Source organism: Candidatus Enterococcus courvalinii (assembly GCF_017315945.1).
Lineage (GTDB): Bacteria > Bacillota > Bacilli > Lactobacillales > Enterococcaceae > Enterococcus_B > Enterococcus_B courvalinii.
In genome coordinates, this window is record NZ_JAFLWI010000003.1 from 43,156 (window position 1) to 67,487 (window position 24,332).

Below are 24,332 nucleotides of genomic sequence, written 5' to 3' on the forward strand. Positions count from 1 at the left end.
AATAAACTATGGAAAATACTATAACTACTTATAAATTGCCCTATCTACTTACTAGAGAACAAGCTTCTCAGTTTTTAGGGATTGATCCAAAATCTTTTGATAAATTCGTTCGCTCAAACGATGAGTTAGAGCGTTTTATGATAGGAAGACAAGAGCGATACACTGTCACTTCCCTCACTAATTTTATTAAAACTCACTCTATCTAGCTAAAATATCGTAGGATGGTTGATTAGATGCTCTGCGCCATGTAGAATGGCGATGTATTCAACTAGCATTTATCAACCATCTTTCAGTGAAAGGATTTGTTATAAATGCCTAGTATAATTAAACGTGGTAACTCATATAGAGCTCAGATCTCACTTTACAACCATGGTCAACATAAGAAATTGACAAAATCATTTAGCTCTAAAAAGGAAGCAACTCGTTGGGCTTTGGAAAATGAATTGGAGAAAGGAAATGGAAAACAATTAGCAGAGCGTACAACAACATTTGCTGACTTCTTTGAAAACTGGATTCATATCATAAAGAAAAATGATGTAAAAGAAACGACTTTTCAAAATTATCAAAGGACTTCTCAAGTGGTGAAGAAATTATTTGGCGATATACAGTTAAAGGATTTGAACGATATTGTAGTACAACGAAAAATAGATAAGTATGCGGAGACTCATTCTCGTAAAAACACTCATGAAGTACTATTGAAAATCAAAACGGCATTACGTGATGCTTATGCTCGTGGCTATCTTGCTACCGATTTTGCAAATTTAGTCAAAACACGTGGAAAAGAGTTAGAAAAGCGAAATAAAGCTCTATCTATTACTGAACTGAAAAAATTACGAAGCTACGTCATTCAACACACAGACAATGAATTTAATATTCTTGTATTACTAGCACTAGAGACTGGCATGAGGCGTGGAGAACTTTTAGGAATTCGACCAGAGAATATTTTTAAATATGGGATTGAAGTTAGACGCTCCATCAGCCCTACTTCTGAGGATACTTCTTTAAAGACAAAGAACTCTAGACGAGATGTATCAATTAATAAAGAAGTTTTCGATATTCTGACCGCCGTTCCAGTAAAGGAAAATGGATATTGCTTTGATCCAGATGGTTTTCATCAATCAGCTGATTTAGCAAAGCTACTGAAAAAACTAGATATTCCTAAAACGACATTTCACGGTTTACGTGATACTCACGCATCATTTCTATTTTCACAAGACATTGATATTGCCTATGTATCAAAACGCTTAGGTCATATCAATATTCAAACAACGCAGAACTATTATCTTGAATTGATGCCAGAAAAAAAGCACCAGCAAGATGCTGATGCTTTAAACCTCTTAAATTCTTTGTCAAATTGATAATTTGAACCAACTTGAACCAAAAAACTCTTGTAAACGTTGATACAATAAGGAATTGATTAACGTTTTGAGAATTGAGATGCTTTACGAGCTTTTTTAAGACCTGGTTGGCAGTTCAACTGTGTTATTTTAAATCAATGAATATCAAAAATGCTGATTTATCAGTATTTTTCGCCTCAAGATTTGTACTGGATTTCAGTCGATTTTAGGCACTCGTAACCACGATTCGTAACCAATTTTGAACGTAAGACAATTTGGTTACGACAAATTCAGAGCATATCAGTATCTACTACACTTCTTTTTTATCTTTCCATTGAAGAAACTGCATGGTAAACCCATGTGGTCTTTTTAACGTTGCAAAGTCAAAGATAAAAGAACAAATCCTCCAAATGTTAGGCGCTCTTTGCGGAGGGGTTCGCCTCAAGCGAATTCCCCTTCGTAAAGAGTTCGCCTTGAACACGAGTGGGCGCTAGCCCGCGAGTGTTGTTTCACCCCCCCTATCTAACAGGGGGGTACAAAAACACGAAAAACAATTGAAAAGCTACGTACAAACACTGTTATACCAAGGAAATAAGCACTTATTGACAAGTGTAAACTAATTTAAAAAAGTTCACATTTTGTTTTCACTGGTTCTAACGAGTTTCAAATAGCGCATCAAACTGATATTTTTAGCTATTCAACTTTCAATTAGCCTCGTTGATTTTTAAATTACCGATTTTATGCTTCTATTGATGGCCCGTGAATTATATTACGATTTGAATTCATTTATTAGCTGATACTTAGTCGAACGGCCTTGCCCGACTTTTTGAATCTTATTCTCTGTTTGTAACTCAGCTAAAGCACGTTCTATCGTTCGCTGGCTAATATCCGGCAATAAGTTCTCCAGATTAGCTCTACTCAAAGGTTCAAAGGACTTTTCTAGTTCCTCTACTACCCTCTCTGCAGGTGTTAGCTCACGATTGATAATAATCTCGAAACGCTCTGAGAAGTTTTCATACGCTCGCAAAATGATTCCGACAAGATAGCGAACAAAAGGCGTATAGTCTTGCTCATTTTCCAACCATCCTACAGAACTTGCCTGTAACGCTTCATAATAGGTTTGCTTCGATTCTTCAATCAACATTTCAATACTGATGTACTTGCCGACTAAATAGCCTGACTTGTATAGCAATAACAGCGTCAACAAGCGCGACATCCGCCCATTCCCGTCACTGAATGGATGAATCGAGAGAAAGTCTAAAACAAAGCAAGGAATCAGCAGTAACGGATCAATCTCAGCCTTCTGAATGGCTTGATTGTATTGGTAGCACAACTCATCAATTAAATCAGGTGTCAAATAAGCAGGAGCTGGTACAAACCGAACTCGCTCCTTACCATCCAGATCTTTTTCCGTAATAACATTATCGCCACTTTTAAACTTACCTTTGTAACTTTTAGCCGAGTAATTATATAGATTTTTGTGTAACGTTAAAATATCGTTGGGCACGACGCGAATATACTCGTAACTATCATGAATCAGTTTCAACACATCTCGATAACCGGCAATTTCTTCTTCATCCCGATTACGAGGTTTTACTTTTTCCGCTACGATTTGCTTCAAGCGACCATCTGTTGTTGCAATTCCTTCAATTTTGTTGGAAGCCTCTGTACTTTGAATCAAAGCCAAGTCTGTCAGTTTGCCTAAAATCTCTGGTTTTGTGGCAATATACAGTTCTTGTTTCCCCTTATAATCATGAATCTTGGTCAGCATATTTAGCAAATCATGACTAAGAGAGAGCTTTTTCAACTCATGATAATCAAATTCTTTCACCGCCATTCACCTCTTTTCTCCGCCATTTTATCTTATTTGGCGGAGAAAAACAAATAATGGCGGAGAAAACTATATTTCATCATCACATTAGTTTTACTATTCAAATACAAAAAGCCCTAAAAGTATTTCACAAATTCAATTCAAATAAACTAAGTTTTAGTGAGCTTCGATAATCCAATTTCTTTTAACTGGTAGATTTTTTAGGAAAAAGAGTAAATTCTACGTAAGAGCTACAATTAAAGCTCTAAATGTTGATATTGCTTTTATCAGTTGTGACTGATCTTCAAAAAAACAACTATTCGATGTTAATTTGTAGCTTTTAAATGGGATATCATTGTAAAAGCATTAACTTCTTAACCCTCTACCTGTATCGACTAAATAGTAACAAATAGAATAAAGAACAACAATAAATAAAATAAGTATTGTAATCGACATAGCTATTGGTACATCGGTTGTTCCTAAAAATCCATATCTAAACGCTGAGATCATATAAACAATTGGATTTATTTTTGAAACACCTTGCCAGAATGGGGGCAACATCGATATCGCATAAAATACTCCTCCTAGATAAGTTAACGGCTGTAAAACGAAGGTGGGTACGATCGATACGTCGTCATAAGATTGAGCAAAAACACCGTTTATCAAACCAGCTAATGAAAATAATATTGCAGTCATTAATAACGTGAGAATAACAATAATCCATGAATGAACATTAAGTGGCACAAAAAATAAGGAAATAATCGTTACAAGTGATCCTACGAGAATACTTCGTCCTAACCCACCAATAACAAATCCCCAAATGATGATATGTGTTGGTACTGGAGCAACTAATAGCTCTTCAATATTTTTTTGGAACTTTTGAGAGAAAAAAGATGAAGATACATTAGCGTATGAGCTTGTGATTGCTGACATCATAATTAATCCGGGTACGATAAATTCCATATAAGTGAACCCACCCATATCTCCAATTCGGCCACCAATCATTTTCCCAAAAATGATAAAATACAACGATGTCGTTATAACTGGTGGCACCAGAGTTTGTACCCAAATACGTAGATAACGGTTAGTTTCCTTAATAGCAAGACTTTTTAAAGCAGTAAGATAAATATCACGCATTGGTTTCCTCCAAAAATCTTTTTTCTTCGGTGATTTTCAAAAATAACTCTTCTAAACGATTAGATTTATTCCGCATCGATAAAACTTTCATCCCTTGATCACTGAGTTGATTAAAAATATCATTTACTCCTTGATTTCGTTCAACTTCCACTGATAAAGTCAGATCGTCTTCTAAAGAATACGTATATCCTTCTATCTTAGGAACTGCATCATGAGGTGCTAGATCTAAAATAAATGTTTCAAATTGTAATTTGGATAGAAGTTCTTTCATACTAGTATTTTCAATCAATTCTCCTGATTGAATGATCCCTATATGTCGACAAAGCATTTCAGCTTCTTCCAAATAATGAGTGGTCAAGATAATAGTGGTTCCATTTTCGTTTAATTCTTTTAAGAAGGACCACATTTCACGTCTCAGTTCAATATCCACCCCAGCGGTTGGTTCATCCAAAATTAATAGCTTTGGTTCGTGCATTAGTGCTCGAGCGATCATCAGCCGGCGCTTCATCCCGCCAGAGAGCATCCGAGCACGTTCGTTACGTTTTTCCCATAAATTTGATTGCTTCAAATACTTCTCACTGCGCTTCAATGCTTCTTTTCTCGGAACACCATAATAACCTGCCTGATTCACTACAATTTGTTGAACAGTCTCAAATGGATTGAAGTTGAATTCTTGTGGTACAAGACCAATTTGCTGCTTTGCTCTTTCTAAGTCTTTATCAAGATCGTAGTCGAAAACTTTTACCATTCCAGATGTTTTATTGACAAGAGAAGTAATAATACCAATGGTTGTCGACTTCCCAGCACCATTGGGCCCTAAAAGGGCATAGAAATCACCCTCTTCAACCTGGAGATCAATTCCACGTAATGCCTCAACACCTGTTCCATAGATTTTTTTTAAATTCGTTATTTCAAGTGCATATTCCATATACTTTTTCCTTTCGTAAAACAATTCTTAAATTAGAAGTCGCTCTAACTTTTATACTGTAAAAAGGCATGTGGTCAATTGACCACATGACCTTATTTTTTCTTACTTTGTCTTTCTTTCCTTTTGGCCAATAAATAGAATACCAAAATTAGCGTAATAAAGTTGATAAATATTCCAATACTAATTGGATAATTTAGTAATTTAGCTAGAATAAATGCCAGTGACATCCCAAATAATCTAGCAACGGCTCTCTTTTCTTCAGACATAAATTATATTACCTCAGCAATTTACTATTTAATCAATATTCTCATAAATTTCTTGATAATTTTTGTTTCCTCCGGAAAGATTGTACACGTGTTTGAATCCTTCGTTTAACAGTATATTTTGTGCAGCATTCCCGGTAACACCTTTATTACAGTACGTAATTGTCAAAACATTCTTGTCTAACTCATCGTAGCGTGTCCTCAAATCAGATAATGGAATATGAATAGCTCCTTTAACCTTTGATTTTTCGAATTGCTTTTTGGATCTTGTATCAATTATCTGTAACTTTTCTTTTCTGTGTTGTCGTTCAATTAACTCAATCGGGGACATCAAAGGCGCTCTTCTCTTCACCGCGTTATCTAAGGCCATTCCAGTATAATGAACGGGATCCTTGGTTGTTGAAAATGGTGGTGCATAAGCTAAATCTAAATCAAACAGTTCTTCCGCCAATGCTCCAAAGGAAATAGCTGTAGCAAGCACGTCGATTCTTTTATCTACTCCGTCATAACCGATAATTTGGGCACCCAGAACTCTACCGCTGCTTTTATCTGCTATTGCTTTGATGACCATTTCTTTGCCATCCATGTAATCAGGTTTATTTGGTTTTATATTGTATAAAACGGCAACTTCTAATCCTTCTTTAAGAGCTTCCTTTTCAGTAAGACCCGTTTGTGCAATGGCTAAATCAAAAAAGCGCAAAATACCGGTTCCTAATATTCCTTTAAATCGTAAAGAGCCACCAGTAATTGTGTCACCAGCAATTCTACCCATCTTGTTCGCAGTCGAAGCCAAGGGACGATAGATTGGTTGTTGAGTAATGCGATTGTAGCTTTCTGCTACATCCCCTACTGCATAGACATTTTTCAAATTGGTTTCCATTCTATTGTCTACTTTAATTGCTCCCGTTTTGCCCAACTCTATTCCTATGGTTTGAGCCAATTCTGTATTTGGCCTTACTCCTGTTGCCAATACAAATAAATCGGCTGATAATTCATTCCCTTTTGAAGTCTTAACAGCAGTTAGTTGTTCTTCACCTACTAATTCAACAACCGTTTCTTTTGGCCTAAAATCAATCTGTTGTTTTGCTACTTCGTTCTCTATTCTTATAGCCATATCCCAATCTAAATGAGACATTGGATGGTTGCCTCGTTGCAGTAACGAAACAGCTATTCCTTGTCTCTGTAATTGTTCAGCCATCTCTAACCCAATATATCCAGCACCTACAATAACAGCTTTTTCTACTTTATTAGTCTTAATAAAGTTGTGAATATTTTTACCACTGGAAACATTTTTGATTTGAAATACATTTTCAAATTGTCTATTAGAGAATATAGCCGGTGTATTGTAAATTGAACCTGTTGCAAATACTAATGCATCATAATCATCTGAAAACGACTTTCTAGTAATCAAATTTAGTCCGTAAATACGTTTCTTTTTATGGTCAATACGTTGTACTTCATGCGAAGTATGAATATCTACGTTGTATCTCTTTTTGAACCACTCAGCATTCCGTGGAGTCAATTCATCGAATTTTTCAACTTCTCCTCCAACAGCATATGGAATTCCACAAACAGAATATGAGATGTCGATATCTTTATCATATAGAATGATTTCCGCTTCTTCTGTGTTCCTTCTCGCTTTTGCAGCAACACTTGTTCCTGCTGCAACAGACCCGATGATTATTATTTTCATACTATGCACCCCAACTACTCATATAGATTTTCAATTTGGTTAGTATCACCTGACTTAACAAACCATGACTTAGTATTGTTGGAAATCTTTACTAATAGCAACATGATCGGTACCTCAACTAACACTCCTACAACTGTTGCTAAAGTCGCGCCAGACTGTAGGCCGAAAAGTGAAATCGCAACAGCAACCGCTAGTTCAAAGAAATTGCTCGCACCAATCATTCCAGCTGGTGAGGCAATCTCATGAGGCAACTTCCAAAACCTTGACCACCCATAGGCAATAGTAAAAATTAGTAGCGTTTGAATGGTTAGTGGAATTGCAATTAATAAAATATGAATTGGATTGGCTAATATTTTTTCACCTTGAAAAGAAAAAATAATAATCAACGTTAGCAATAATCCAATGATTGTAACAGAGTCAAATTTCTTTAAAAAGACATCTTCGAAATAGTACTTACCTTTATTTTTTATTATCATTACTCTAGTAACGAAACCTAGAAGTAGTGGCACTACTACAAAAAGAACTGTAGATAATAGCAATGTTCCCATTGGAACAACAACATTGTCCACACCAAGTAGAAACGCTACAATGGGTGCGAGTAGAATCAAAATAATTAAATCATTGATCGCTACTTGTACCAGAGTGTATGCTGCGTCACCTTTCGTTAGATAACTCCATACAAATACCATAGCTGTACAAGGTGCAGCACCTAATATAACAGCACCAGCAACGTACTCTTTTGCTAATTCTATAGGTATAAGATTCTTAAAAATCACATAGAAGAAAAAAGCGGATATAGCATACATTGTAAAAGGTTTGATTAACCAGTTTGTCACGCAGGTAACAACTAATCCTTTAGGCTTTTTGGCTGCACTAACAATACTAGTGAAATCAATCTTCAACATCATTGGATAAATCATTAACCATATCAAAATTGCTGTAGGTATTGATACCTGATAATATTCAAACTTACTTAAGGTGTCAGGAACGCTCGGCAAAAATTTTCCAATTAGCACCCCAATAACCATACACACAATTACCCATAACGTCAGATATTTTTCAAAAATACCTAATCCTTGTTTTTCATTCTCTGAACTCATTTATTTCCTCCTAATGGCTTGCGCCTTCTTTCGAAAAATATTTTTGTTTAAATTTTAAAGCAACATTCACTAAAGCAATTAAAACTGGAACTTCGACCAAGGGGCCAATAACCGCCGCAAATGCTTCACCCGAATTGATCCCAAATACACCTACTGCTACGGCTATCGCTAGTTCAAAATTATTACTTGCAGCCGTAAAAGATAACGACGCCGCGATTGGATAACTTGTGCCCATTTTTTTTGAGAGTAAAAATGATACAAAAAACATAATTACAAAATAGAATAGTAGTGGGATAGCAATTCGAACTACATCTAATGGCAACTCAATCACTTTTTCACCCTTTACGGAAAACATTACGATAATTGTAAATAGTAATGCAACCAAAGTTATTGGGCTTATTTTAGGGATAAACTTAGTTTCAAACCATTTTTTCCCTTTCATTTTGATCAAAATAAATCTTGAACTAAAACCTGCAATAAATGGGATTCCCAGATAAATAAAAACGCTTTTGGCAATTTCTCCCATTGTAATATTAATCGTATGTGTCTCTAAACCAAGCCAGTTCGGTAATACTGTGACAAAGATATATGCAAATAATGAGTAAAATACAATTTGAAAAATAGAATTAAATGCTACTAATCCAGCTGTATACTCGTTGTCTCCTTGGGCAAGCTCACTCCAGACGATTACCATAGCAATACATCGAGCAAGCCCAATCATAATTAACCCAACCATATAACTTGGATAGTTGTGCAAAAAGACTACTGCTAAAACAAACATAATAATTGGACCGACAATCCAATTTTGAACTAGTGAAAGTAAGAGTACCTTCCAATCCTTAAAAACACGCCACATTTCTTCATATTTTACTTTTGTAAGTGGTGGGTACATCATCAAAATTAAACCTATTGCAATTGGAATCGAAGTCGTCCCAACTTCTAAATGATTTATTACTTTAGGAATATTGGGAAAAAAATACCCCATTCCTATACCAATTGCCATTGCAATAAAAATCCATAATGTCAAATATCGATCTAGTAAAGACAATTTCTTAGTTACTTGATTCATTTTTCCATCTCCAGCAGAATAAAAAATTTATTTTCCTCAAACGAATAGATGAACCTATATATAGATTGTTATCTATATATAGGTCAAAAAATTAATGAACTAATTTTGCGTCAAAGTTAGGAACCCACTCTGTTACCGCAAAATGCCCATCTGAAAGATCTTTTACTTTATTGATCCACTCAATTTCATTTGTAGCGCGCGCCTTTAATACTTCATTGGACGTATCGGTAGCATACATACTTTGATTGACTAGCCACCAAGTATGAGCAATCTTTGCACGATTCAAATCTTCATCTAAACGCATCGATTCGTACACTGGCGTTGTTTCAGGCAGAGTAACCATCAATACTTCCGTTTCATTGCTATTTTGTAATCTTGGTAATAGCTTTTGAATCGACAATGGCACTTCGCCAGAACTTCTTTCAACTTCTTTGGCATAGCTTTGCGTGGAATCCAAAAGAAGCAATGTGTGTCCTGTTGGAGCGGTATCTATTACCACAATTTCATTTTCTGACTTATCTACAATTTCCGCAAATGCTCTAAATACTGCAATTTCTTGCGTGCAAGGTGAACGAAGGTCTTCTTCGACATAAGCGACATCATCCGCATTCATCGTCAGACGAGCTTTTGAAAGAACCTCTTTTTTGTAAGATTCTAGTTCCTGTTCTTCATCGATATGGCTGATTGAAATTGGCAACTCATTCGAAATAAAAAGATTTAGATGATCGGCAGGATCCGTTGTCGCTAAACGAACTTTTTTACCTGATTGTGCCAATTTTTCTGCGATTTGAATAGCAACAGTTGTCTTGCCAACGCCACCTTTTCCCATCGTAAAAATAATCTTTTTATTCGTTCGAATAAACTCACTCACAATAAAATCTAACGTTGGAAACTCAATCGGTTCCTGTTCATGTTGGTGAACAGCTGGCTGTTGATTACTCAATAAAATTTGAAGCTTATCTATTCCTGCAACGTTATATGGGCGAAGTGGAATATAGTACTTTTCTAATTTGCTCAAAGGCTTTGGCATTTCTTCTAGATCACTTTGTTGTTCACCGTAGATTACCTGAGAAATCACATCATCAGGATTATTCAATAATCCGTTAACCACTAGTAATTGATTCTTAATCCCTAATTTCAATAGTTCCTCGGAAGCACGTTCAGCTTCAATTAGTGGTGCTTTTTGCGGTCTGGTCACTAAAATTAAAGATGTTTGGGTTGCATCTGTAAGTGTCTCCACTGCTTTTTCATATATCTCTTTTTTATCACCCAATCCGGATAATTGTCCCAAGCAAGAAACTCCAGTTGTATTTTCATCCAGATAATTATTCCAAGCAGAAGGTAATTGTAGCATTCTTAGCGTATGCCCAGTGGGGGCGGTGTCAAAAATTACATAATCAAATTGCTCTGCAACTTCTTTATCAGTTAAAAAGTTCGCAAACTCGTTAAAAGCAGCAATCTCTACTGTACAAGAGCCTGATAATTGTTCTTCCATATTAACTAGTGCACTATCTGGTAAGATTCCCCGATAAGGACCGACAATACTCTCTTTGTATTCTTCTGCCGCTGTGATTGGATCAAAATTTGCAACTTTCAAATGGCTAATTCCGTCAACCGTAGTCGGTTTATTTGTTAATTTTGTTTGGAAAACATCTTGCAGGTTTGAAGCCGGGTCTGTGCTGACTAGCATAACCTGGTTGCCGTCTTCCGCTAAAGATGTCGCCGTGGCACAAGCCGTAGTCGTTTTCCCAACCCCACCTTTACCTGTGAAAAACAGATATTTAGTTAATTCTATCTTTTTTGGTATATATTGAAGCATTGTATCTCCTCCCTTTCCCTTTTAAAGAGGTCTATTAACAACAGCCTTCGCTCCCATTATTCCCTCCACAGCAGCTACCAGAACTAGCTGATTGAACTACAAAGCGAACCTCTCCATACTTTCCGAATTCCTCTAAGGTTGGATAAGAACCTTCTTTGACAATTTTTCCATCTAATAAGGTTATCGGCAAAATATCATTACCATTTTCTTGAAGCAACTTCAAGATTGTTGGATTTTTGACAAAAGCATCTGGATCACTGGTTAAATTGTGACGAGAAGCGTCAATTGAATCCAGTCCTTCGAAATTTTCAAATACTGAGGTTACCATTAGTAATTCTTCATCAACTGATGGACCGCAGACTCCTGTTGAACAACACATTGCTGGTTCAAATAGCTCCAATTTTTTCATCATTTTTTTCCCCTTTACAATTACAATTTAGTTTATTACAAATGCAATCATCTTTATCAGAAAACAATTGCATCATTGAACCCATAAATTGATCGGCGAAGCTTTCCGTTAATTGATAATGATGCCATATTTTATCCTTAGTCACTGTGACAATCCCAGCCTTTTCTAATACTTTCATATGATGTGAAAGAGTTGGCTGAGTGAAGTCAAAGTGATCTAAGATATCGCAGGCACACAAACTACCGCAAGACAATATATCAATGATTTTTAAACGTTTTGGATCAGCAAGAGCCTTAAGCATTATCGATATTTCATCATAATTCATATCTTCTACTCCTTTACATAGATGGATGTCTATGAATAATATAGATGAACATCTATATATTGTCAATCGCTTCTGTCTTTTTATTTCTTACTTTACTTTGAAACCTTTACTGCAAAAATGTAAATACTACCTATCACTCAAAAAGTAATAGATGGTATTTATCAAGTAATTATACGTATCAACCGCACTATTTCAATTTTAAAAAATAAATTTGCATTCTACTTGCCTCAGATTTAAAAGCCTTGTATATAAAATTCGTAGTATCTTCGTTCTTAACTTCAAATCGTTTTGACTGGCTGTTATAACTATACTCAACAATATTCAATTTTTCCTGCGCACGTTCAAAGCCATAGTAAATAATTCTAGACTTAGTTAAGTCTACACCTAGCATTGGAAAAGCTCGTGTAAAATAATCAATTTCAATTTGATTCCTTAAATCCGGAAAATTATGGTATAGATATTTTTGTCGCTTCGCAAATGTATAAGGCAACAAATGAACTCGGTTGTTCTTAACGTCTACATAGGCATAATAACGTGGTGATGGATCCAATGGGTCATTAGCCGCGGCCGCCGTATAAAGAGAATCTGTTCCTTCAACTTTGGAATACATTAGATACGGATCATTTCTCTCCACTAACATACCGGAATCCATAATTCCTTGCAGAAACTCCATAATCGTCATTTCATCATAGACATCCACTTTTTGCTGTTTCAAGAATACCAACATTTGTTGTAGAAATGCTGGATTCACTTGTAACTGAAAATGGTCCTTCAATAAATTTGTTAGTACTTCCTCTGGCGTCCCATACAACAGCTCTTCTACCGTCGTCTTACCCAATAAGGCGATTTTTTTTAGTTTATCTTCTTTGGGCAGATTAATTCCTCGCTCCCAATTATTAACTGTGGTTTTGGGAGAATTACTGATTAGCTCACCAAACTGAGCCATACTGTAGCCTAAATCCGTCCTTATTTCACGGATTTTTTTTGCTACTCTTTGTTGATCAACTTTCATAGTCCTCATCACTCCGATATTTTTCTAGTTTAATCATATCAAACTTTCTTAATAATCGAAATACAAAAGTACTTATTTTCGAACTTTATTTTATTGACATTCTATCGAATTGGGTGTACGATAAACAAAAGTACTTTTATAAGTACTTTTGAAATGCCCTTTGAAAACTGAATAGCACCTTTCTTCTTTTCACTTCTAGATCGGAGGTAGATCAATCAATGGCAGTTGAAATTACACTTTCGCCTGATCAAGAGACGAGTTTAAGAGAATATATGTATACCTTAATGGTAGATGAAGTGAGAAACGCACGAATAGCCGTACATTTAGAGAATCGCTATTTATCAAAAAAAGAGACTTGTGAGTATTTAGGTATCGCCAACAACACGCTTGATAAATGGATTGATGCAGGACTTCCCATGATACATCTTTGGGGTGTTGTACGATTCCAGCGAGAAGAGATAGATAAATGGCTAAGGGAGTATTCCAAAGCACAGCAAGGCGCTGTATGATGAGTGTGTAGTGATACTGATATGCCATTTTTGAAAGGAAGATAGAAATGGCAATTAGTCTAATGGAAAATGGCTCGTATAAAGTCAATGTTTATATGGGGGCGGATGCTTCTCGATATGTGGCTTATGCGGACAGCAAACATGAAGCAGAGATTTTAGAAACAGAAGCAAAACTAAAAAAATTGAAAGGAGAAGTGAAAAAGAAGAAAGGTTCTTATACATTCAAAGAGGTTTACCAAATGTGGTGGGATAAGAAATACACCGTTACACAACATCATGAGCAGTCTACTTTGGATCGAACTAAGACTTGCTTTGAGAAGAGAATTCTTCCTTACTTAGGGGATGTTCCGATTAATAAGATTACCTATGACCTATTAGAAGATACCCAAATTTTGTGGGCATTTGGCAATGAGGAAAAAGGCATTAAACCTTATGCTAACTATAAACACTGTGTCTCCTACACCAAACAAGTATTACGCTATGCCCTAGTGAAAGGTTATATCCAAAAGAATCCCTATGATTTGTTGGAGATGCCTGTAAATGCAGACCTAAAGAACAAAAAGGAAAAAAAACGTCAGCAAAAGTACTATTCTAAGGAACTCATTCAACAAGTGTTAACTTTGATGAAGCAAGAATATGGGGTGCGAGACTATACGTTACTTTCTTTGATTTATCAATTAGGGGCAGCCAAAGGAGAAATTTATCCCTTGGTCTGGTCAGATATTGATTTCAAAAACAAGACGATTTCCCTCATGCATAAATTGGTGAAAAATAAAGCTACCGGAAAATACGAACGTGTAAAAGGGATGAAAAACTCCTATCGATTTCGAACGATTCCAGTAGCAGATTCCGTTATTAATCTATTGGCAAAATGGAAAAAGGTTCAATTTAATGAACTTCAACAAGTCAATATTTTTCCAACCGATGATCAATTTATCTTCACTTATACAACTCAAAAGGGAGAACTGAATCAACCTTTGCATCCAGACTACCTTAACAATAAACTTGATGCCCTTTCAAAGAAATTTGACCTTCCAAAAATAACACCCCACGGCTTACGACATACTTTTGTCAGTGACCTTTTAAACAATGGTGTGGATGATTTAATCGTAAAATCTCTAGTCGGTCATGCGGAAACGTCAGAGATTACACGAAATGTTTACGGGCATGTAAATCCAGAAGTTCAGAAAGAAACCGTCAAGCACTTGGAGGATTACCGGCAAAAAACAAGTTGAAAAAAATAGTCGTAACCAAACTCGTAACCAAAATAAAAAAAGCACCTTCCAACTGAATGGAAAGTGCTTGAAATCGTTGGTATAACAACGATTAACGTTTAGAGAATTGAGAAGCTTTACGGGCTTTCTTAAGACCTGGTTTTGCTTATAAATAACGCAAATATATTTATCAGACTTCAATATCAAGGTTTTTATAGATTTTTTGAAAATCTATGCATCAATCAATTTCAACTAATTTTTAGCAACTCGTACATCAAAACGCACACAAAAAAAATACGCAAGCCAGAACACGACTATCATTTATAAATAACAAAAAACTCAAATAGAAAAATATTCAATCCAATCTTCAGTCAAACCCAACGATGTCGCAGATAGATACTCATTATCGATAATTTGACTACTAATTTCAGCTATCTTTTTATTCCAAAATTCTTGTTTTTTTAAAGACATACACATCACAATTCTCCTCATAGCCAACAAAACATTCCCCAGATGATTTTGATTCCACTCAGAAACTTGTCTCAAGTATTCTTTATCTCCATCATGAATCTTTGCCAAAACAGTGAAAGGTTCTCCATAGATTTTCATCCCATGTGATACTTTATTTCTCAACGCACGAATTGCGTTCATCCAACTGCTAAGAAGGTCATCAGTAATTCTTTCATCACTAGAATTCATACCGTCTAGCGCCCTAGTAACAATTTTTTTCTTATTTGTAACTAACTTTCCAAAAAAGAATGATAGTTGTCCAAAGGTAATTAAGTCAAATAGAACCCATGAACTAACTCCACCATAACTGTTCAACTCTTTTGCTACAGGAGGGTATTTTTTATTATCCTCGATCGTTTTAAAAAAACTATACTGAATTGCTTCAATATCTTTCCTACGTTGGGCGGTTTTTCTATGTTTTCCTTTTTCGGAAAAATAAAATGATTCATCTAAATAAAACTGTGCATGATCATAAATTGCATCCTCTTGTTTATACGACAATGATAAAGAGTCTACAACTACAGTTCGAAGAAATTTTTCAATCATAGAAGTTAAAACTTGCAAACTATTTTGTAAAAAAAGATCAAAATTATAGACTGAATTAGTTGCAACGAAACTTTTTAAATGTGTTTGTTTCGCATAATGTTTGAGTGTATAGAAATTAACTTCTCTCAATAATTCTCTACATGTTATCTCTTCACCTTCAGAAAACACCCATCCATCTGTCTTAAACTTGTCAATCATTTGATCGACAGTGATAGGAACTTTCATAGAGCAACTCGCTTTATTCAACTGGGGTACTTGATATTTAATAGCATCAAATTCTTGAATATCTATTTCGAATGATTTTCCTGAATTTACTTTTTTAAAATCTAAATAGTAAGTTTTTTTATTTTCCATATTTTCTCCTAAAACAAAAAAAGGCCAACTATGTTTCGCATGGATACCCAGAGGCGTTAGTTGACTACTGATAATATATTTATACTATACTTCTTCGAAATTGTCAATATTTATTTTAACGGTTACACTAGAAATAAATATCTAGACTGTATCTGCTTTCTAATCGTCCGTCCTTTTTATGGTAACTAAAAGTTTACATTTTAACATGATATCAAATATACTATGTGGGTAATTTATTAACCCCGCTCTCAAATATCAGAATATATTTTACATAATAATAAATCAAGAATTATCAATATGTTACAACATTCGATAATTCTTGATTTATTATAATTATAGTCCTTCTAATTACTTCATTCTTTTTCGAATATAAAGATACATTGATATTTCTATTAAAAAGAAGATAAGCGCAAGTACATATACTGAAATAGACTTATTCTGATCAGAGATATCAGAGTTAATCATCCATCCAAGAATAAGTATTGATATCCCAGCAACATACATACAATACGAGACCAATTTACCCAATAATTTTTGCTTGTTTCTTGGAACTTCGTAATTGCTATTGCCAGCAATTAGAAATAATAATTTACCGTGTTGAAAATTCCATCCCAAAAAAAATACGAAAGTAGCTATTAATAAACAAAAAATAATCACTAGCATAGCATTATCTCCCTTAGAATTTTGTATCATTCTTAAAAGATACGAAGGCACTGCACTCTTAGAAAAGTTACTTAGAAGAAATATTTACCGCTTTCCAAACATTAACACCAATTGCTGCATTAGCAATACCACCTAAATTTACACCTATGGCATAGTTTACTAAAGCAGCAACTTGCCAAACAAAGCCAACATAAACAGCCACTCCAATAGCAGCAACTGCAGAACGTGGTGATGGCTTATCCCCAAGTTCCAATTCTACAATTTCGGGTTTTTCAAAGCCTTCCATATGATCACTCCTCTAAATTATTATACTACTAACATATAAATCCTTTGATCCTACCTCTTTTCTTAACACTCCCACCGATTTGAAGTTAATTTTACTCTTTTCGTTGAGGGATTTTATATGATAAATTATTATTTCTAGATTCTCATCTTCTCCAAAGCTCACATTATGAAATATTTGCATATACTTATGCCAAGCTTCCTTCAACTCAATAAGCTTTTCCTCATTTATATTATTTCTTTTATTATAGTTTCCCAGAATTATTAACTTACTTTTATGCCCAAAAGCATTAAAAAAAGCAATATTATCAACCGTATCATCGTCATTGATAGTAATAAATTTTATCAATGAATTTTGGAATATCTCTTGAAATTTTAAAGAGTCATCTAGTAAATGAAAATCAATTATTGGCGAAATGTAATTCCCAATAAGACTTTTAGGAATAATCATTTTAAACGGTAGAAAAAATGAATTTTTAACTAGTAAAAACTGCTTAGCCATATCAAAATCAATATCATGATTTAAGTAGTTGCCATCTTTCCATAGTTTAAAAATGAAATCAATTACCGAATCTTCTATTTTTTCTCTATCTTCTAAAGGATATTTATTCAAAAAGCTACCCACTATTTCTCCAATCGAGTGCTTCCCATCTATTAAATCAACAATCTGTTTACCTGTTGAGTTTATTCGCATCTTTTTCTCACCAAATAAAAGATAGCTATATCCTTCGTTATCTTTTATTTGTCTAATTTCATCTTTAATATATGGTTTCAAATTATTAATACTCATACTTTTTCTCCATCTAAAATTTCACTATAAACATATAATGTTTCATTATTGAAATTTAGTATTTCTTTATTAGATAATCCCAACCTGGCAGTTAAGTCTTCACAGTCTTTATTCATTGTTATTTTTATTTTTGTAACCCCTGTTTTGTTAAAAATTCTGGAAATCTCAGCATGATCAATCATTGCATCAGATTTAATTACTGCATTAACAACATTTAAGGAAGTTAAATTAAATGACTTGTCATAATTTTGTAAAATCATAACTCCATCGATATTCGAGCCATCTGATTTGCTTATTAATACAATATAATTGCTAGAAAAAACAGCAGCTCTGTATCCTCGAAGGCTAAGCCACTCCTCAGAATTGATAAAATTTAAATTAAATACTCCTCTATTTTTTTTAGAACTACGAATGAAGTTGATAATTGATTTTGCATCATGCTCAACCGCTACTTTTAACATTTCCTAACCTACTCTTTCTTCACCTATTATCTCTTTACTAATATCTAATGCTTCTCGATTCGAAATGTTTTCAATTTTATTCATCCTATGACTCATAACAGCTAGATCATTGACAGTCATCATCTCATTAATTGTTTGTATTACTCTGGAATTTAGAAGAGCCCTCTCCGGAATTTGATTTTCTATAAAGCTAGCAAAAGTTGATTTTGATAAGTTCCATATTGAGAATGGTAAATATGGGCTTATAGTAATATCTCCATAGGCACTGATATTTAAACTTGAGATATATGGTACCTCTTGAAGCATGAAGAAATGATCCATTGGATCTCCCCACTCAATTTTAAGCTCTTGACCTGAATAGGTCATTCTTCCAGTATTAGTCTTTAAGATGCTTTGTACCTGCTGATATTCGCTATCGGAAAGACACAGTTCATTAAAATTTAAATCTCCTCTTCCTAGAGGCATTAGAGGCTGCATTCTGAATTCAACAATGTTATTTGCAATACAGAATTCAATCATTGATTGAATTTGATTAAAATTTTTCTTATGTGGTAGTGATGATAGCATTACATCCAAGCCGGCATCCTGAGCATACTTTATTGCATCGAATACTTTCGATAATTTACCGTGACTCTGACGAACAAAATCGTATGATTCGTTAGTGAATCCATCTAGACTAAATTGAACAACATCTAACCCAGCTTCCGAAAGTTCTTTAGCTTTTTTATTTGTCCATAAAATCCCATTACTAACCATTGATATAAATGTTTTCGGACTATTTTTCTTTATTAGCTTTGCAACAGATAATAACAAATCAAATCTGTAAAAAGGTTCCCCTCCACACAAACAAATTGATTCGACCTGATATTTAGAAATCTCATCAATAATTTTTAAAATCTGAGAATCATTCAACTCTCCACCTAGAAATTCACCACTTGAATTAAAACAATGTTTGCATCTCAAATTACATTTATAAGTTATATCTAACGAAACAGATTGAAAAGTATACATTATGTTTTCTCCTATTCTAACGATATTATCTGGTCTGAAATTTGTTCAAAAATTTCATCATGTGAGGATACTATAATAATTTTGTCTTTCTTTATATTCTCCAAATAGCTTACAAGAGTATCTTTTGAACAGCCATCTAATTGATTAGTCGGTTCGTCTAAAATTAATAAATCAAATTTCTTATTTAGCGCTGTCATGATCGATACTTTTCGATTTTCTCCACCGGATAAATTTAATTTTTCTTGCATATCTAATTCTGAGGACAATTTATATTTTTCAAAAAGGTTAAAAATATCTTCACTTATATCCTGATAACTTAAATCTAAATACAATCCACCAGTATATTGTTCATCCTGAGGTACTACTGAAATATGTGATTCAATAAGTTTATCTTTATCTAAACTCCGAATATCATAATCGTTAAAAAGAATTTCTCCATTATAACGAGTTGAGAAAATCGAAGAAATAAGATTAAGCAACGTAGTTTTACCCACGCCATTTTGACCATTCAACAAGTAAATTTTTCCTTTTTCAAAAGAATAACTAAAAGTAAATTCTTTTGAATCTCCCAAATGACTAAATCGAACATTTCTTAGTTCGATTCTATTAAGTTGTCCCTCAAATTCCAGAAAAGGTGCATTCTGGAAGCTTTTATAATCAACTATCCCAGTAAGTCTATCGAGAGATACTTTTGCAGTAACATAAGACGTGTAAAATCCAGAAATATTCTTCATTCCTCCAAACAAGATATTATAGTAGGCCAGCAAAATGGTTATATCCCCGATAGACAAGTTTCCTTCTGTATAACTTTTTCCACCAATTAAAAATATTATTATTTGTGTAAGCACAGATATAAATAAGTCTCCTGATTGAAACGAAAAGGAAACTTTTTTATATGACAAAACACTATCTAAATAATTATCAAATTTCTTTCTGAAAATGATTAGGCTTTCGTTTTTTTTATCGTTTAACCTGATCACTCTCAAATTTGAAATCAAATCCGAAAAGATGCCAAAGTAGTTTGTATACGAATTTTTAAAAAGCAAATTCTTACTTTGAAGATAAGGCTTCAATATTCTTAAAAATATAAAATAAAAAAGCAAGCTTATATAAATGAGTATAGTTATAATCATACTTAAGCGTCCCATAAAAAAAGTAGCTACCAAGATAGAAACCCCGGTTGCAAGTAAGGACGATATAATTGACAAACAAAAATTAGATATTACTTCGCTATCACTATATATAATTTGGTTTGTACCTTTTTCATCAAAAATCTTCGCATACTCCAATTCTTTTTTTAAAAGTAGTTCAAAGCTTTTTTTTCTCATTACGAAAGCAAGTTTCTCTGTAAATAACGCGCCTACTATAGAAAGAACAAAAGATAGCAAGAGTTGAAAAAAGCCAATAAAAAAAAGTAAGACCACCACATTGTATATTGGTTTCATAGATTGTTGCTCTATCAATTTATCCAAAAACGACCCGGAAATATTGGGAATAATAGTGCCCAATATGCTTAAGCAAGTGCTCAATATCACCAGTAATAATAAAAAAAATATATTCGATTTCATAAAATTTAAGATACTTGTTCGAATAACCATCACCTTCTTACTTTGACTTATTCTACTAACTGTTTCTTGTATCTAGATTTATTTAAGATAATAATATACCTTTTAATCTGTTTCATATGAACACCCATATATTTATAGGTGTTGTAAAGCTCATAAAAGCAAATTAAAATAGTCTCGGAGGTACGACATCCCAACTAAATTCATCGAGTGAATACATATTTTTCACGCTCCTTGTAAAACTGATTATATTGGCATTATAATCCTGTATATAAAAGTCAGAACACAATGTGCAGAATTGCAACATTTTTTATGAGGAGGCTTCAATGAGATGAGGGCAGTCAATCACGGTAAACTAATTAAGAAGTTAAGATCAGAACGCGGAATTACTCAAAATCAATTAGCATATGGAATTTCATCTCGAGGAACACTAGCAGCTTTTGAAAATAGAGGAAGCCGAATTTCCTTCGATATTCTTATCCAGTATCTTGAACGGATGAATATAACACTAGAGGAATATTCTTTTCTTTATATGGATTCACACGTTTCTGATAAAAGGTTACTTGCTAAAAAGATGATTCATGATACTACAGATGATGAGTCAGCAGGTAAAATTATCAATAATTTGTATTCTAGATATAAAGAAACGGGGGATAATTTTTATTATTTTACCTACCTTATGAATGACCTACTTATACAATTTCTTCATGACCAAGAGAAAGATTTTTCAACTTCCGAAGAGGCTACAATATTAAAAAAGCATTTGGAAAGCGTAGAATCTTGGGGACGCTTTGAATTGTCAATCCTAATAAATTGCCTGTTCATTTTTGAAACAGATTTTATTATTAATGCAATTAATTATAGGATTAAAAAAATGAAACTCTTTATCGATAATACCTATTTTTCATCTGATTGGAATTCATTTATTTTCAATGTATTACGCCTTTCCTTTATTAGAAATGAGCCCTATTTAAGAAGTTATATTTTCAAAAACCTTGAATCTTCCTTCTTAGACAGTTCAACATTCGATAGAACAAAATACGTAAGCTTTAAACTTCTTCATCAGTTAAAAATGAAGAATGATTCAAACGTTCTTAATCAACTAAATGCCATGTTAGAAGCTATAAAAATATCGGGAGATGATGCCTTATATCAATTCATAAATGAATTTAAAGAAAAATGTATCTCACCCCGTTAGTAACACGGGGGTACCAAACTCATTGGAAATCCCTCTAAGGGTTGCTACAAAAGGCTTCACGAGCATTCTTGAAAGATTCAATTTTTGTCAAAATTAGCTAAATAAAAAACCAAAAGACGTGTGAACGGACCGGCTGCCAGCGGCAGAGCCGAGTTCGTTTACACGTCTTTTTTGTGTTTTCTCAAAAAAGAAACTTTTTCGAAATGAGGCGATTAAGAAGCAAATAGTTTAAGAATCTCTTACAAGTCAATTCAATTGCCTGTTGTTTCGAAAAATTGCCCTACTCAGATTGTAGTAGTAATGGAAGGGAAATCACTCACAAAGAAAATTATGAGAAATTCCACATTTTTTGGAAAAGAGGGGGTTCCAAATTGTTCTTGTTAGTGAAAGGAGGAAATTTTATGCATCTGATTCGTGCACCCACTCTACTTTATTTTAACCAATTAGAACAAAGACTAAATTCAAAACCAAAGGAGAAATACACATGTCAAAAAAATTAATGATCCAAAAAGGAACCAGTATCTCACTAAACGATTCAGAAACTGTCAATCTAGCCAGTCTACGTTTCGATCTCAAACAATTCAAACTCCCGCAACGTTTTGTTGTAGTCAAAAGTGATATTCAAATGCGGATGGAACGTGAACAGAACCATGTTGGCGAACGTGTAGAAACCGGGCTAATGACCCTCACCTTCAAAGTCTATGATCGGGCTTTTGTCGAACTGGTTCTGAATAACGGCGGAACAGAACTCGGCTCCCCGATCACCATTGTGGTCGAGCATCAAGAAGAACTGCCCATTTTAGATAACTATGAAGACGGCGAGTTGATTCCCATTCGTTTTAATGGTTTAAATGTCTATCCCCGAAAAATTCAGAAAAAATCATTTGTGGGAGAAGGTCAACCAATGATTGACACCTGGCAATTTGCAGCATTGAAAATCAGTGCCACCTCCTATCAACTAGGAGATGTGAATGAACCAAATACCCCGGCAAAGTAACGAATGTCTGATCGATTTTCTACGTTTTTCATTACCGGATGCTTCAATGGAAAAAGTTGCAGACTTATTGGGAATTGCCCTTTCTGACTTCACTTCGGAAAAGAAAGGGAGCCCTTTTCCCACTTACGATTCTCACTATTCCTTTGCAGATATTATCATTCACCAAAGTGACCACCACAACAATCTGTTAGTAAACTTATCGGGTCAAGGGTGTCGCCAATATGAAGAATATATGTCTAGTGTGGAGGGTTGGCATTGGCAGAAATTCTTAGCCACCATTTTAAAAGCCAAAGGAACCATTACTCGTGCCGACTTGGCAATGGATTTATTTGACGGCTCTTCCCCTCCTGTATCTACCTTGCAAAAATACGTGAAGAACGGCCAACTCAGCTCTCAAAGCCGCCACTTTCGGGAAGTAAACAGTGGGCAACTACAGGAAGGGATTCTGACTGGTCATACGCTTTATATTGGCGCTCAGCCACAACTACTGCGGATTTATGACAAAAAGCAAGAAATCCGCGATAAAACAGGGGAAATTGCCCAAGTCAACGAGTGGGTTCGCTGGGAACTGGAATTAACCGATCAGAAAGCTCGGCAAGCCGTAGAAAAGCTTGCGAAAGGAATACCACTCAATACGGTAATTCGTGGCATTTTAGCTTCCCACTACAGCTTCAAGACCAAACCCAAAGGACCCGTCAACTATCATAACAAAGCTCGTTGGCCGAACATGAAATGGTGGGATAAATTTGTGGGGGACATTCCCAAAATCCCCTTACGTGTAGTTCGTGAAAAGCCAACCTTTTCCAAGAAGAAAGCTTGGTTAGAAAATGCCACTTCGAAATCGCTCGCCATGATTTATGAAGCTTTTCTACAAGCCTATGGCCCAGAACAAGCAGAGGTCTATTTGAGAGAATTACTAGCCAAAGGAAAAGAAAAATTCACGGAAACAGATCAGACCTTTATCGAACAAAAAATACTGGAATTGGAAAATGAAGATTATTACTAGAGAAAGGAGGTTGCCTATGCACGAAGTTCAATTTTTACTGAACGATGAGCAAATGAAACAGCTAGGAAATAGTGTTTACACACTTCTTCTAAACAATGTGAATCAAGTACGACAAGATGCTGCGATCGACAAACGCTATTTAACCAAGAAAGAAACTTGCCAATATCTCCATATTGCGAACAACACTTTGGATAAATGGGTCGAACAAGGACTGCCAAAAATCACGATTCAAGGTGTTGTGCGTTTTGATCGGCAAGCTATAGACGAATGGCTCCATTGCTATACTCGCTAGAAGCGGTTTATAATCAGAACGTAGTCATTCCT

The 24,332-nt window shown here is 34.6% G+C and carries 24 protein-coding genes; 8 read left to right on the forward strand and 16 right to left on the reverse strand.

The window, feature by feature from the left end; genetic code table 11:
* Positions 1-8 precede the first annotated feature (8 nt).
* Both JZO71_RS02920 and JZO71_RS02925 read left to right on the forward strand, forming a co-directional pair.
* Complete coding sequence (locus JZO71_RS02920; RefSeq protein ID WP_206898114.1) at positions 9-206, forward strand: DNA-binding protein; 198 nt, start codon at positions 9-11, stop codon at positions 204-206.
* 105 nt (positions 207-311) lie between these two features.
* Positions 312-1,358 (forward strand): tyrosine-type recombinase/integrase, encoded by a 1,047-nt coding sequence (locus JZO71_RS02925; RefSeq protein WP_206898115.1) that lies wholly within the window; start codon positions 312-314, stop codon positions 1,356-1,358.
* A 748-nt stretch (positions 1,359-2,106) separates the two neighbouring features.
* On the opposite strand, the gene JZO71_RS02930 is transcribed toward JZO71_RS02925, so the two are convergent.
* From JZO71_RS02930 to JZO71_RS02975, 10 genes are all read right to left on the reverse strand, one after another.
* Positions 2,107-3,174 carry a Fic family protein gene (locus JZO71_RS02930; protein ID WP_206898116.1) on the reverse strand — a complete coding sequence of 356 codons (1,068 nt, stop codon included), beginning with the start codon at positions 3,172-3,174 and terminating at the stop codon, positions 2,107-2,109.
* Positions 3,175-3,513: 339 nt separating this feature from the next.
* Complete coding sequence (locus JZO71_RS02935) at positions 3,514-4,284, reverse strand: ABC transporter permease (RefSeq protein WP_016173365.1); 771 nt, start codon at positions 4,282-4,284, stop codon at positions 3,514-3,516.
* Positions 4,277-5,212 carry an ABC transporter ATP-binding protein gene (locus JZO71_RS02940; protein WP_016173364.1) on the reverse strand — a complete coding sequence of 312 codons (936 nt, stop codon included), beginning with the start codon at positions 5,210-5,212 and terminating at the stop codon, positions 4,277-4,279. Before JZO71_RS02940 ends, JZO71_RS02935 begins: the two co-directional genes overlap by 8 nt.
* Positions 5,213-5,506: 294 nt before the next feature.
* Entirely contained in the window at positions 5,507-7,168 is a 1,662-nt protein-coding gene (locus JZO71_RS02945) for an FAD-dependent oxidoreductase (RefSeq protein WP_029487387.1), read from the reverse strand.
* A gap of 14 nt (positions 7,169-7,182) precedes the next feature.
* Positions 7,183-8,268 (reverse strand): ACR3 family arsenite efflux transporter, encoded by a 1,086-nt coding sequence (gene arsB / locus JZO71_RS02950; RefSeq protein WP_206898117.1) that lies wholly within the window; start codon positions 8,266-8,268, stop codon positions 7,183-7,185.
* A gap of 10 nt (positions 8,269-8,278) precedes the next feature.
* Positions 8,279-9,337: an ACR3 family arsenite efflux transporter gene (arsB, locus tag JZO71_RS02955; RefSeq protein ID WP_016173360.1), complete on the reverse strand. Its 1,059-nt coding sequence runs from the start codon at positions 9,335-9,337 to the stop codon at positions 8,279-8,281.
* A 91-nt stretch (positions 9,338-9,428) separates the two neighbouring features.
* Positions 9,429-11,156, reverse strand: coding sequence for an arsenical pump-driving ATPase (arsA, locus tag JZO71_RS02960; RefSeq protein WP_029487386.1), 1,728 nt, complete (start codon positions 11,154-11,156; stop codon positions 9,429-9,431).
* Between the two features lie 34 nt (positions 11,157-11,190).
* Positions 11,191-11,565: an arsenite efflux transporter metallochaperone ArsD gene (gene arsD, locus JZO71_RS02965; RefSeq protein ID WP_029487385.1), complete on the reverse strand. Its 375-nt coding sequence runs from the start codon at positions 11,563-11,565 to the stop codon at positions 11,191-11,193.
* Positions 11,543-11,890: an ArsR/SmtB family transcription factor gene (locus JZO71_RS02970; RefSeq protein ID WP_016173357.1), complete on the reverse strand. Its 348-nt coding sequence runs from the start codon at positions 11,888-11,890 to the stop codon at positions 11,543-11,545. Before JZO71_RS02970 ends, arsD begins: the two co-directional genes overlap by 23 nt.
* 187 nt (positions 11,891-12,077) lie before the next feature.
* The gene (locus JZO71_RS02975) at positions 12,078-12,902 is read right to left on the reverse strand and encodes a helix-turn-helix domain-containing protein (RefSeq protein ID WP_206898118.1); all 825 of its coding nucleotides are present in this window, start codon (positions 12,900-12,902) and stop codon (positions 12,078-12,080) included.
* Positions 12,903-13,120: 218 nt separating this feature from the next.
* On the opposite strand from JZO71_RS02975, the gene JZO71_RS02980 reads away from it, so the two are divergent.
* Entirely contained in the window at positions 13,121-13,411 is a 291-nt protein-coding gene (locus JZO71_RS02980; protein ID WP_003128904.1) for a helix-turn-helix domain-containing protein, read from the forward strand.
* 47 nt (positions 13,412-13,458) lie between these two features.
* On the forward strand, positions 13,459-14,646 hold the full coding sequence (locus JZO71_RS02985) for a tyrosine-type recombinase/integrase (protein WP_029487383.1): 1,188 nt from the start codon (positions 13,459-13,461) through the stop codon (positions 14,644-14,646).
* A gap of 318 nt (positions 14,647-14,964) precedes the next feature.
* On the opposite strand, the gene JZO71_RS02990 is transcribed toward JZO71_RS02985, so the two are convergent.
* From JZO71_RS02990 to JZO71_RS03015, 6 genes are all read right to left on the reverse strand, one after another.
* Positions 14,965-16,035, reverse strand: coding sequence for an Abi family protein (locus JZO71_RS02990; protein WP_206898119.1), 1,071 nt, complete (start codon positions 16,033-16,035; stop codon positions 14,965-14,967).
* A gap of 730 nt (positions 16,036-16,765) precedes the next feature.
* Positions 16,766-16,984, reverse strand: a complete 219-nt coding sequence (locus JZO71_RS02995; RefSeq protein ID WP_206898120.1) for a hypothetical protein — start codon at positions 16,982-16,984, stop codon at positions 16,766-16,768.
* A gap of 12 nt (positions 16,985-16,996) precedes the next feature.
* On the reverse strand, positions 16,997-17,770 hold the full coding sequence (locus JZO71_RS03000; protein ID WP_206898121.1) for a PqqD family peptide modification chaperone: 774 nt from the start codon (positions 17,768-17,770) through the stop codon (positions 16,997-16,999).
* On the reverse strand, positions 17,767-18,231 hold the full coding sequence (locus tag JZO71_RS03005) for a hypothetical protein (protein WP_206898122.1): 465 nt from the start codon (positions 18,229-18,231) through the stop codon (positions 17,767-17,769). The genes JZO71_RS03000 and JZO71_RS03005 overlap by 4 nt, the downstream gene beginning before the upstream one ends.
* A 3-nt stretch (positions 18,232-18,234) precedes the next feature.
* Positions 18,235-19,242: a radical SAM protein gene (locus JZO71_RS03010; protein ID WP_206898123.1), complete on the reverse strand. Its 1,008-nt coding sequence runs from the start codon at positions 19,240-19,242 to the stop codon at positions 18,235-18,237.
* Between the two features lie 11 nt (positions 19,243-19,253).
* On the reverse strand, positions 19,254-20,840 hold the full coding sequence (locus tag JZO71_RS03015) for an ATP-binding cassette domain-containing protein (RefSeq protein ID WP_206898124.1): 1,587 nt from the start codon (positions 20,838-20,840) through the stop codon (positions 19,254-19,256).
* A gap of 298 nt (positions 20,841-21,138) precedes the next feature.
* Here JZO71_RS03015 and JZO71_RS03020 point away from each other — a divergent pair, with 298 nt between their 5' ends.
* The 4 genes from JZO71_RS03020 to JZO71_RS03035 all read left to right on the forward strand — a co-directional run bounded on the left by JZO71_RS03020 (position 21,139) and on the right by JZO71_RS03035 (position 24,300).
* Complete coding sequence (locus JZO71_RS03020) at positions 21,139-22,005, forward strand: Rgg/GadR/MutR family transcriptional regulator (protein ID WP_206898125.1); 867 nt, start codon at positions 21,139-21,141, stop codon at positions 22,003-22,005.
* A 484-nt stretch (positions 22,006-22,489) separates the two neighbouring features.
* Positions 22,490-23,002 carry a hypothetical protein gene (locus tag JZO71_RS03025; RefSeq protein WP_206898126.1) on the forward strand — a complete coding sequence of 171 codons (513 nt, stop codon included), beginning with the start codon at positions 22,490-22,492 and terminating at the stop codon, positions 23,000-23,002.
* Positions 22,977-24,008, forward strand: a complete 1,032-nt coding sequence (locus tag JZO71_RS03030) for a replication initiation factor domain-containing protein (RefSeq protein WP_206898127.1) — start codon at positions 22,977-22,979, stop codon at positions 24,006-24,008. The genes JZO71_RS03025 and JZO71_RS03030 overlap by 26 nt, the downstream gene beginning before the upstream one ends.
* A 16-nt stretch (positions 24,009-24,024) precedes the next feature.
* Positions 24,025-24,300: a helix-turn-helix domain-containing protein gene (locus tag JZO71_RS03035; protein ID WP_242590367.1), complete on the forward strand. Its 276-nt coding sequence runs from the start codon at positions 24,025-24,027 to the stop codon at positions 24,298-24,300.
* Positions 24,301-24,332 lie beyond the last annotated feature (32 nt).

What these genes read in the sequence shown, in the direction of transcription:
- JZO71_RS03000 (WP_206898121.1), bottom strand. Translation starts at nt 17,770, where the DNA reads ATGAGTATTAATAATTTGAAACCATATATTAAAGATGAAATTAGACAA.
- JZO71_RS02985 (WP_029487383.1), top strand. Translation starts at nt 13,459, where the DNA reads ATGGCAATTAGTCTAATGGAAAATGGCTCGTATAAAGTCAATGTTTAT.
- JZO71_RS03015 (WP_206898124.1), bottom strand. Translation starts at nt 20,840, where the DNA reads ATGGTTATTCGAACAAGTATCTTAAATTTTATGAAATCGAATATATTT.
- arsB (WP_206898117.1), bottom strand. Translation starts at nt 8,268, where the DNA reads ATGAGTTCAGAGAATGAAAAACAAGGATTAGGTATTTTTGAAAAATAT.
- JZO71_RS03030 (WP_206898127.1), top strand. Translation starts at nt 22,977, where the DNA reads ATGAACCAAATACCCCGGCAAAGTAACGAATGTCTGATCGATTTTCTA.
- JZO71_RS02970 (WP_016173357.1), bottom strand. Translation starts at nt 11,890, where the DNA reads ATGAATTATGATGAAATATCGATAATGCTTAAGGCTCTTGCTGATCCA.
- JZO71_RS02980 (WP_003128904.1), top strand. Translation starts at nt 13,121, where the DNA reads ATGGCAGTTGAAATTACACTTTCGCCTGATCAAGAGACGAGTTTAAGA.
- JZO71_RS02975 (WP_206898118.1), bottom strand. Translation starts at nt 12,902, where the DNA reads ATGAAAGTTGATCAACAAAGAGTAGCAAAAAAAATCCGTGAAATAAGG.
- JZO71_RS03025 (WP_206898126.1), top strand. Translation starts at nt 22,490, where the DNA reads ATGTCAAAAAAATTAATGATCCAAAAAGGAACCAGTATCTCACTAAAC.
- JZO71_RS02935 (WP_016173365.1), bottom strand. Translation starts at nt 4,284, where the DNA reads ATGCGTGATATTTATCTTACTGCTTTAAAAAGTCTTGCTATTAAGGAA.
- arsB (WP_016173360.1), bottom strand. Translation starts at nt 9,337, where the DNA reads ATGAATCAAGTAACTAAGAAATTGTCTTTACTAGATCGATATTTGACA.
- JZO71_RS02945 (WP_029487387.1), bottom strand. Translation starts at nt 7,168, where the DNA reads ATGAAAATAATAATCATCGGGTCTGTTGCAGCAGGAACAAGTGTTGCT.
- JZO71_RS02920 (WP_206898114.1), top strand. Translation starts at nt 9, where the DNA reads ATGGAAAATACTATAACTACTTATAAATTGCCCTATCTACTTACTAGA.
- JZO71_RS02995 (WP_206898120.1), bottom strand. Translation starts at nt 16,984, where the DNA reads ATGGAAGGCTTTGAAAAACCCGAAATTGTAGAATTGGAACTTGGGGAT.
- JZO71_RS02930 (WP_206898116.1), bottom strand. Translation starts at nt 3,174, where the DNA reads ATGGCGGTGAAAGAATTTGATTATCATGAGTTGAAAAAGCTCTCTCTT.
- JZO71_RS03010 (WP_206898123.1), bottom strand. Translation starts at nt 19,242, where the DNA reads ATGTATACTTTTCAATCTGTTTCGTTAGATATAACTTATAAATGTAAT.
- JZO71_RS02940 (WP_016173364.1), bottom strand. Translation starts at nt 5,212, where the DNA reads ATGGAATATGCACTTGAAATAACGAATTTAAAAAAAATCTATGGAACA.
- JZO71_RS03020 (WP_206898125.1), top strand. Translation starts at nt 21,139, where the DNA reads ATGAGGGCAGTCAATCACGGTAAACTAATTAAGAAGTTAAGATCAGAA.
- JZO71_RS03035 (WP_242590367.1), top strand. Translation starts at nt 24,025, where the DNA reads ATGCACGAAGTTCAATTTTTACTGAACGATGAGCAAATGAAACAGCTA.
- arsD (WP_029487385.1), bottom strand. Translation starts at nt 11,565, where the DNA reads ATGAAAAAATTGGAGCTATTTGAACCAGCAATGTGTTGTTCAACAGGA.
- JZO71_RS02990 (WP_206898119.1), bottom strand. Translation starts at nt 16,035, where the DNA reads ATGGAAAATAAAAAAACTTACTATTTAGATTTTAAAAAAGTAAATTCA.
- JZO71_RS03005 (WP_206898122.1), bottom strand. Translation starts at nt 18,231, where the DNA reads ATGTTAAAAGTAGCGGTTGAGCATGATGCAAAATCAATTATCAACTTC.
- arsA (WP_029487386.1), bottom strand. Translation starts at nt 11,156, where the DNA reads ATGCTTCAATATATACCAAAAAAGATAGAATTAACTAAATATCTGTTT.
- JZO71_RS02925 (WP_206898115.1), top strand. Translation starts at nt 312, where the DNA reads ATGCCTAGTATAATTAAACGTGGTAACTCATATAGAGCTCAGATCTCA.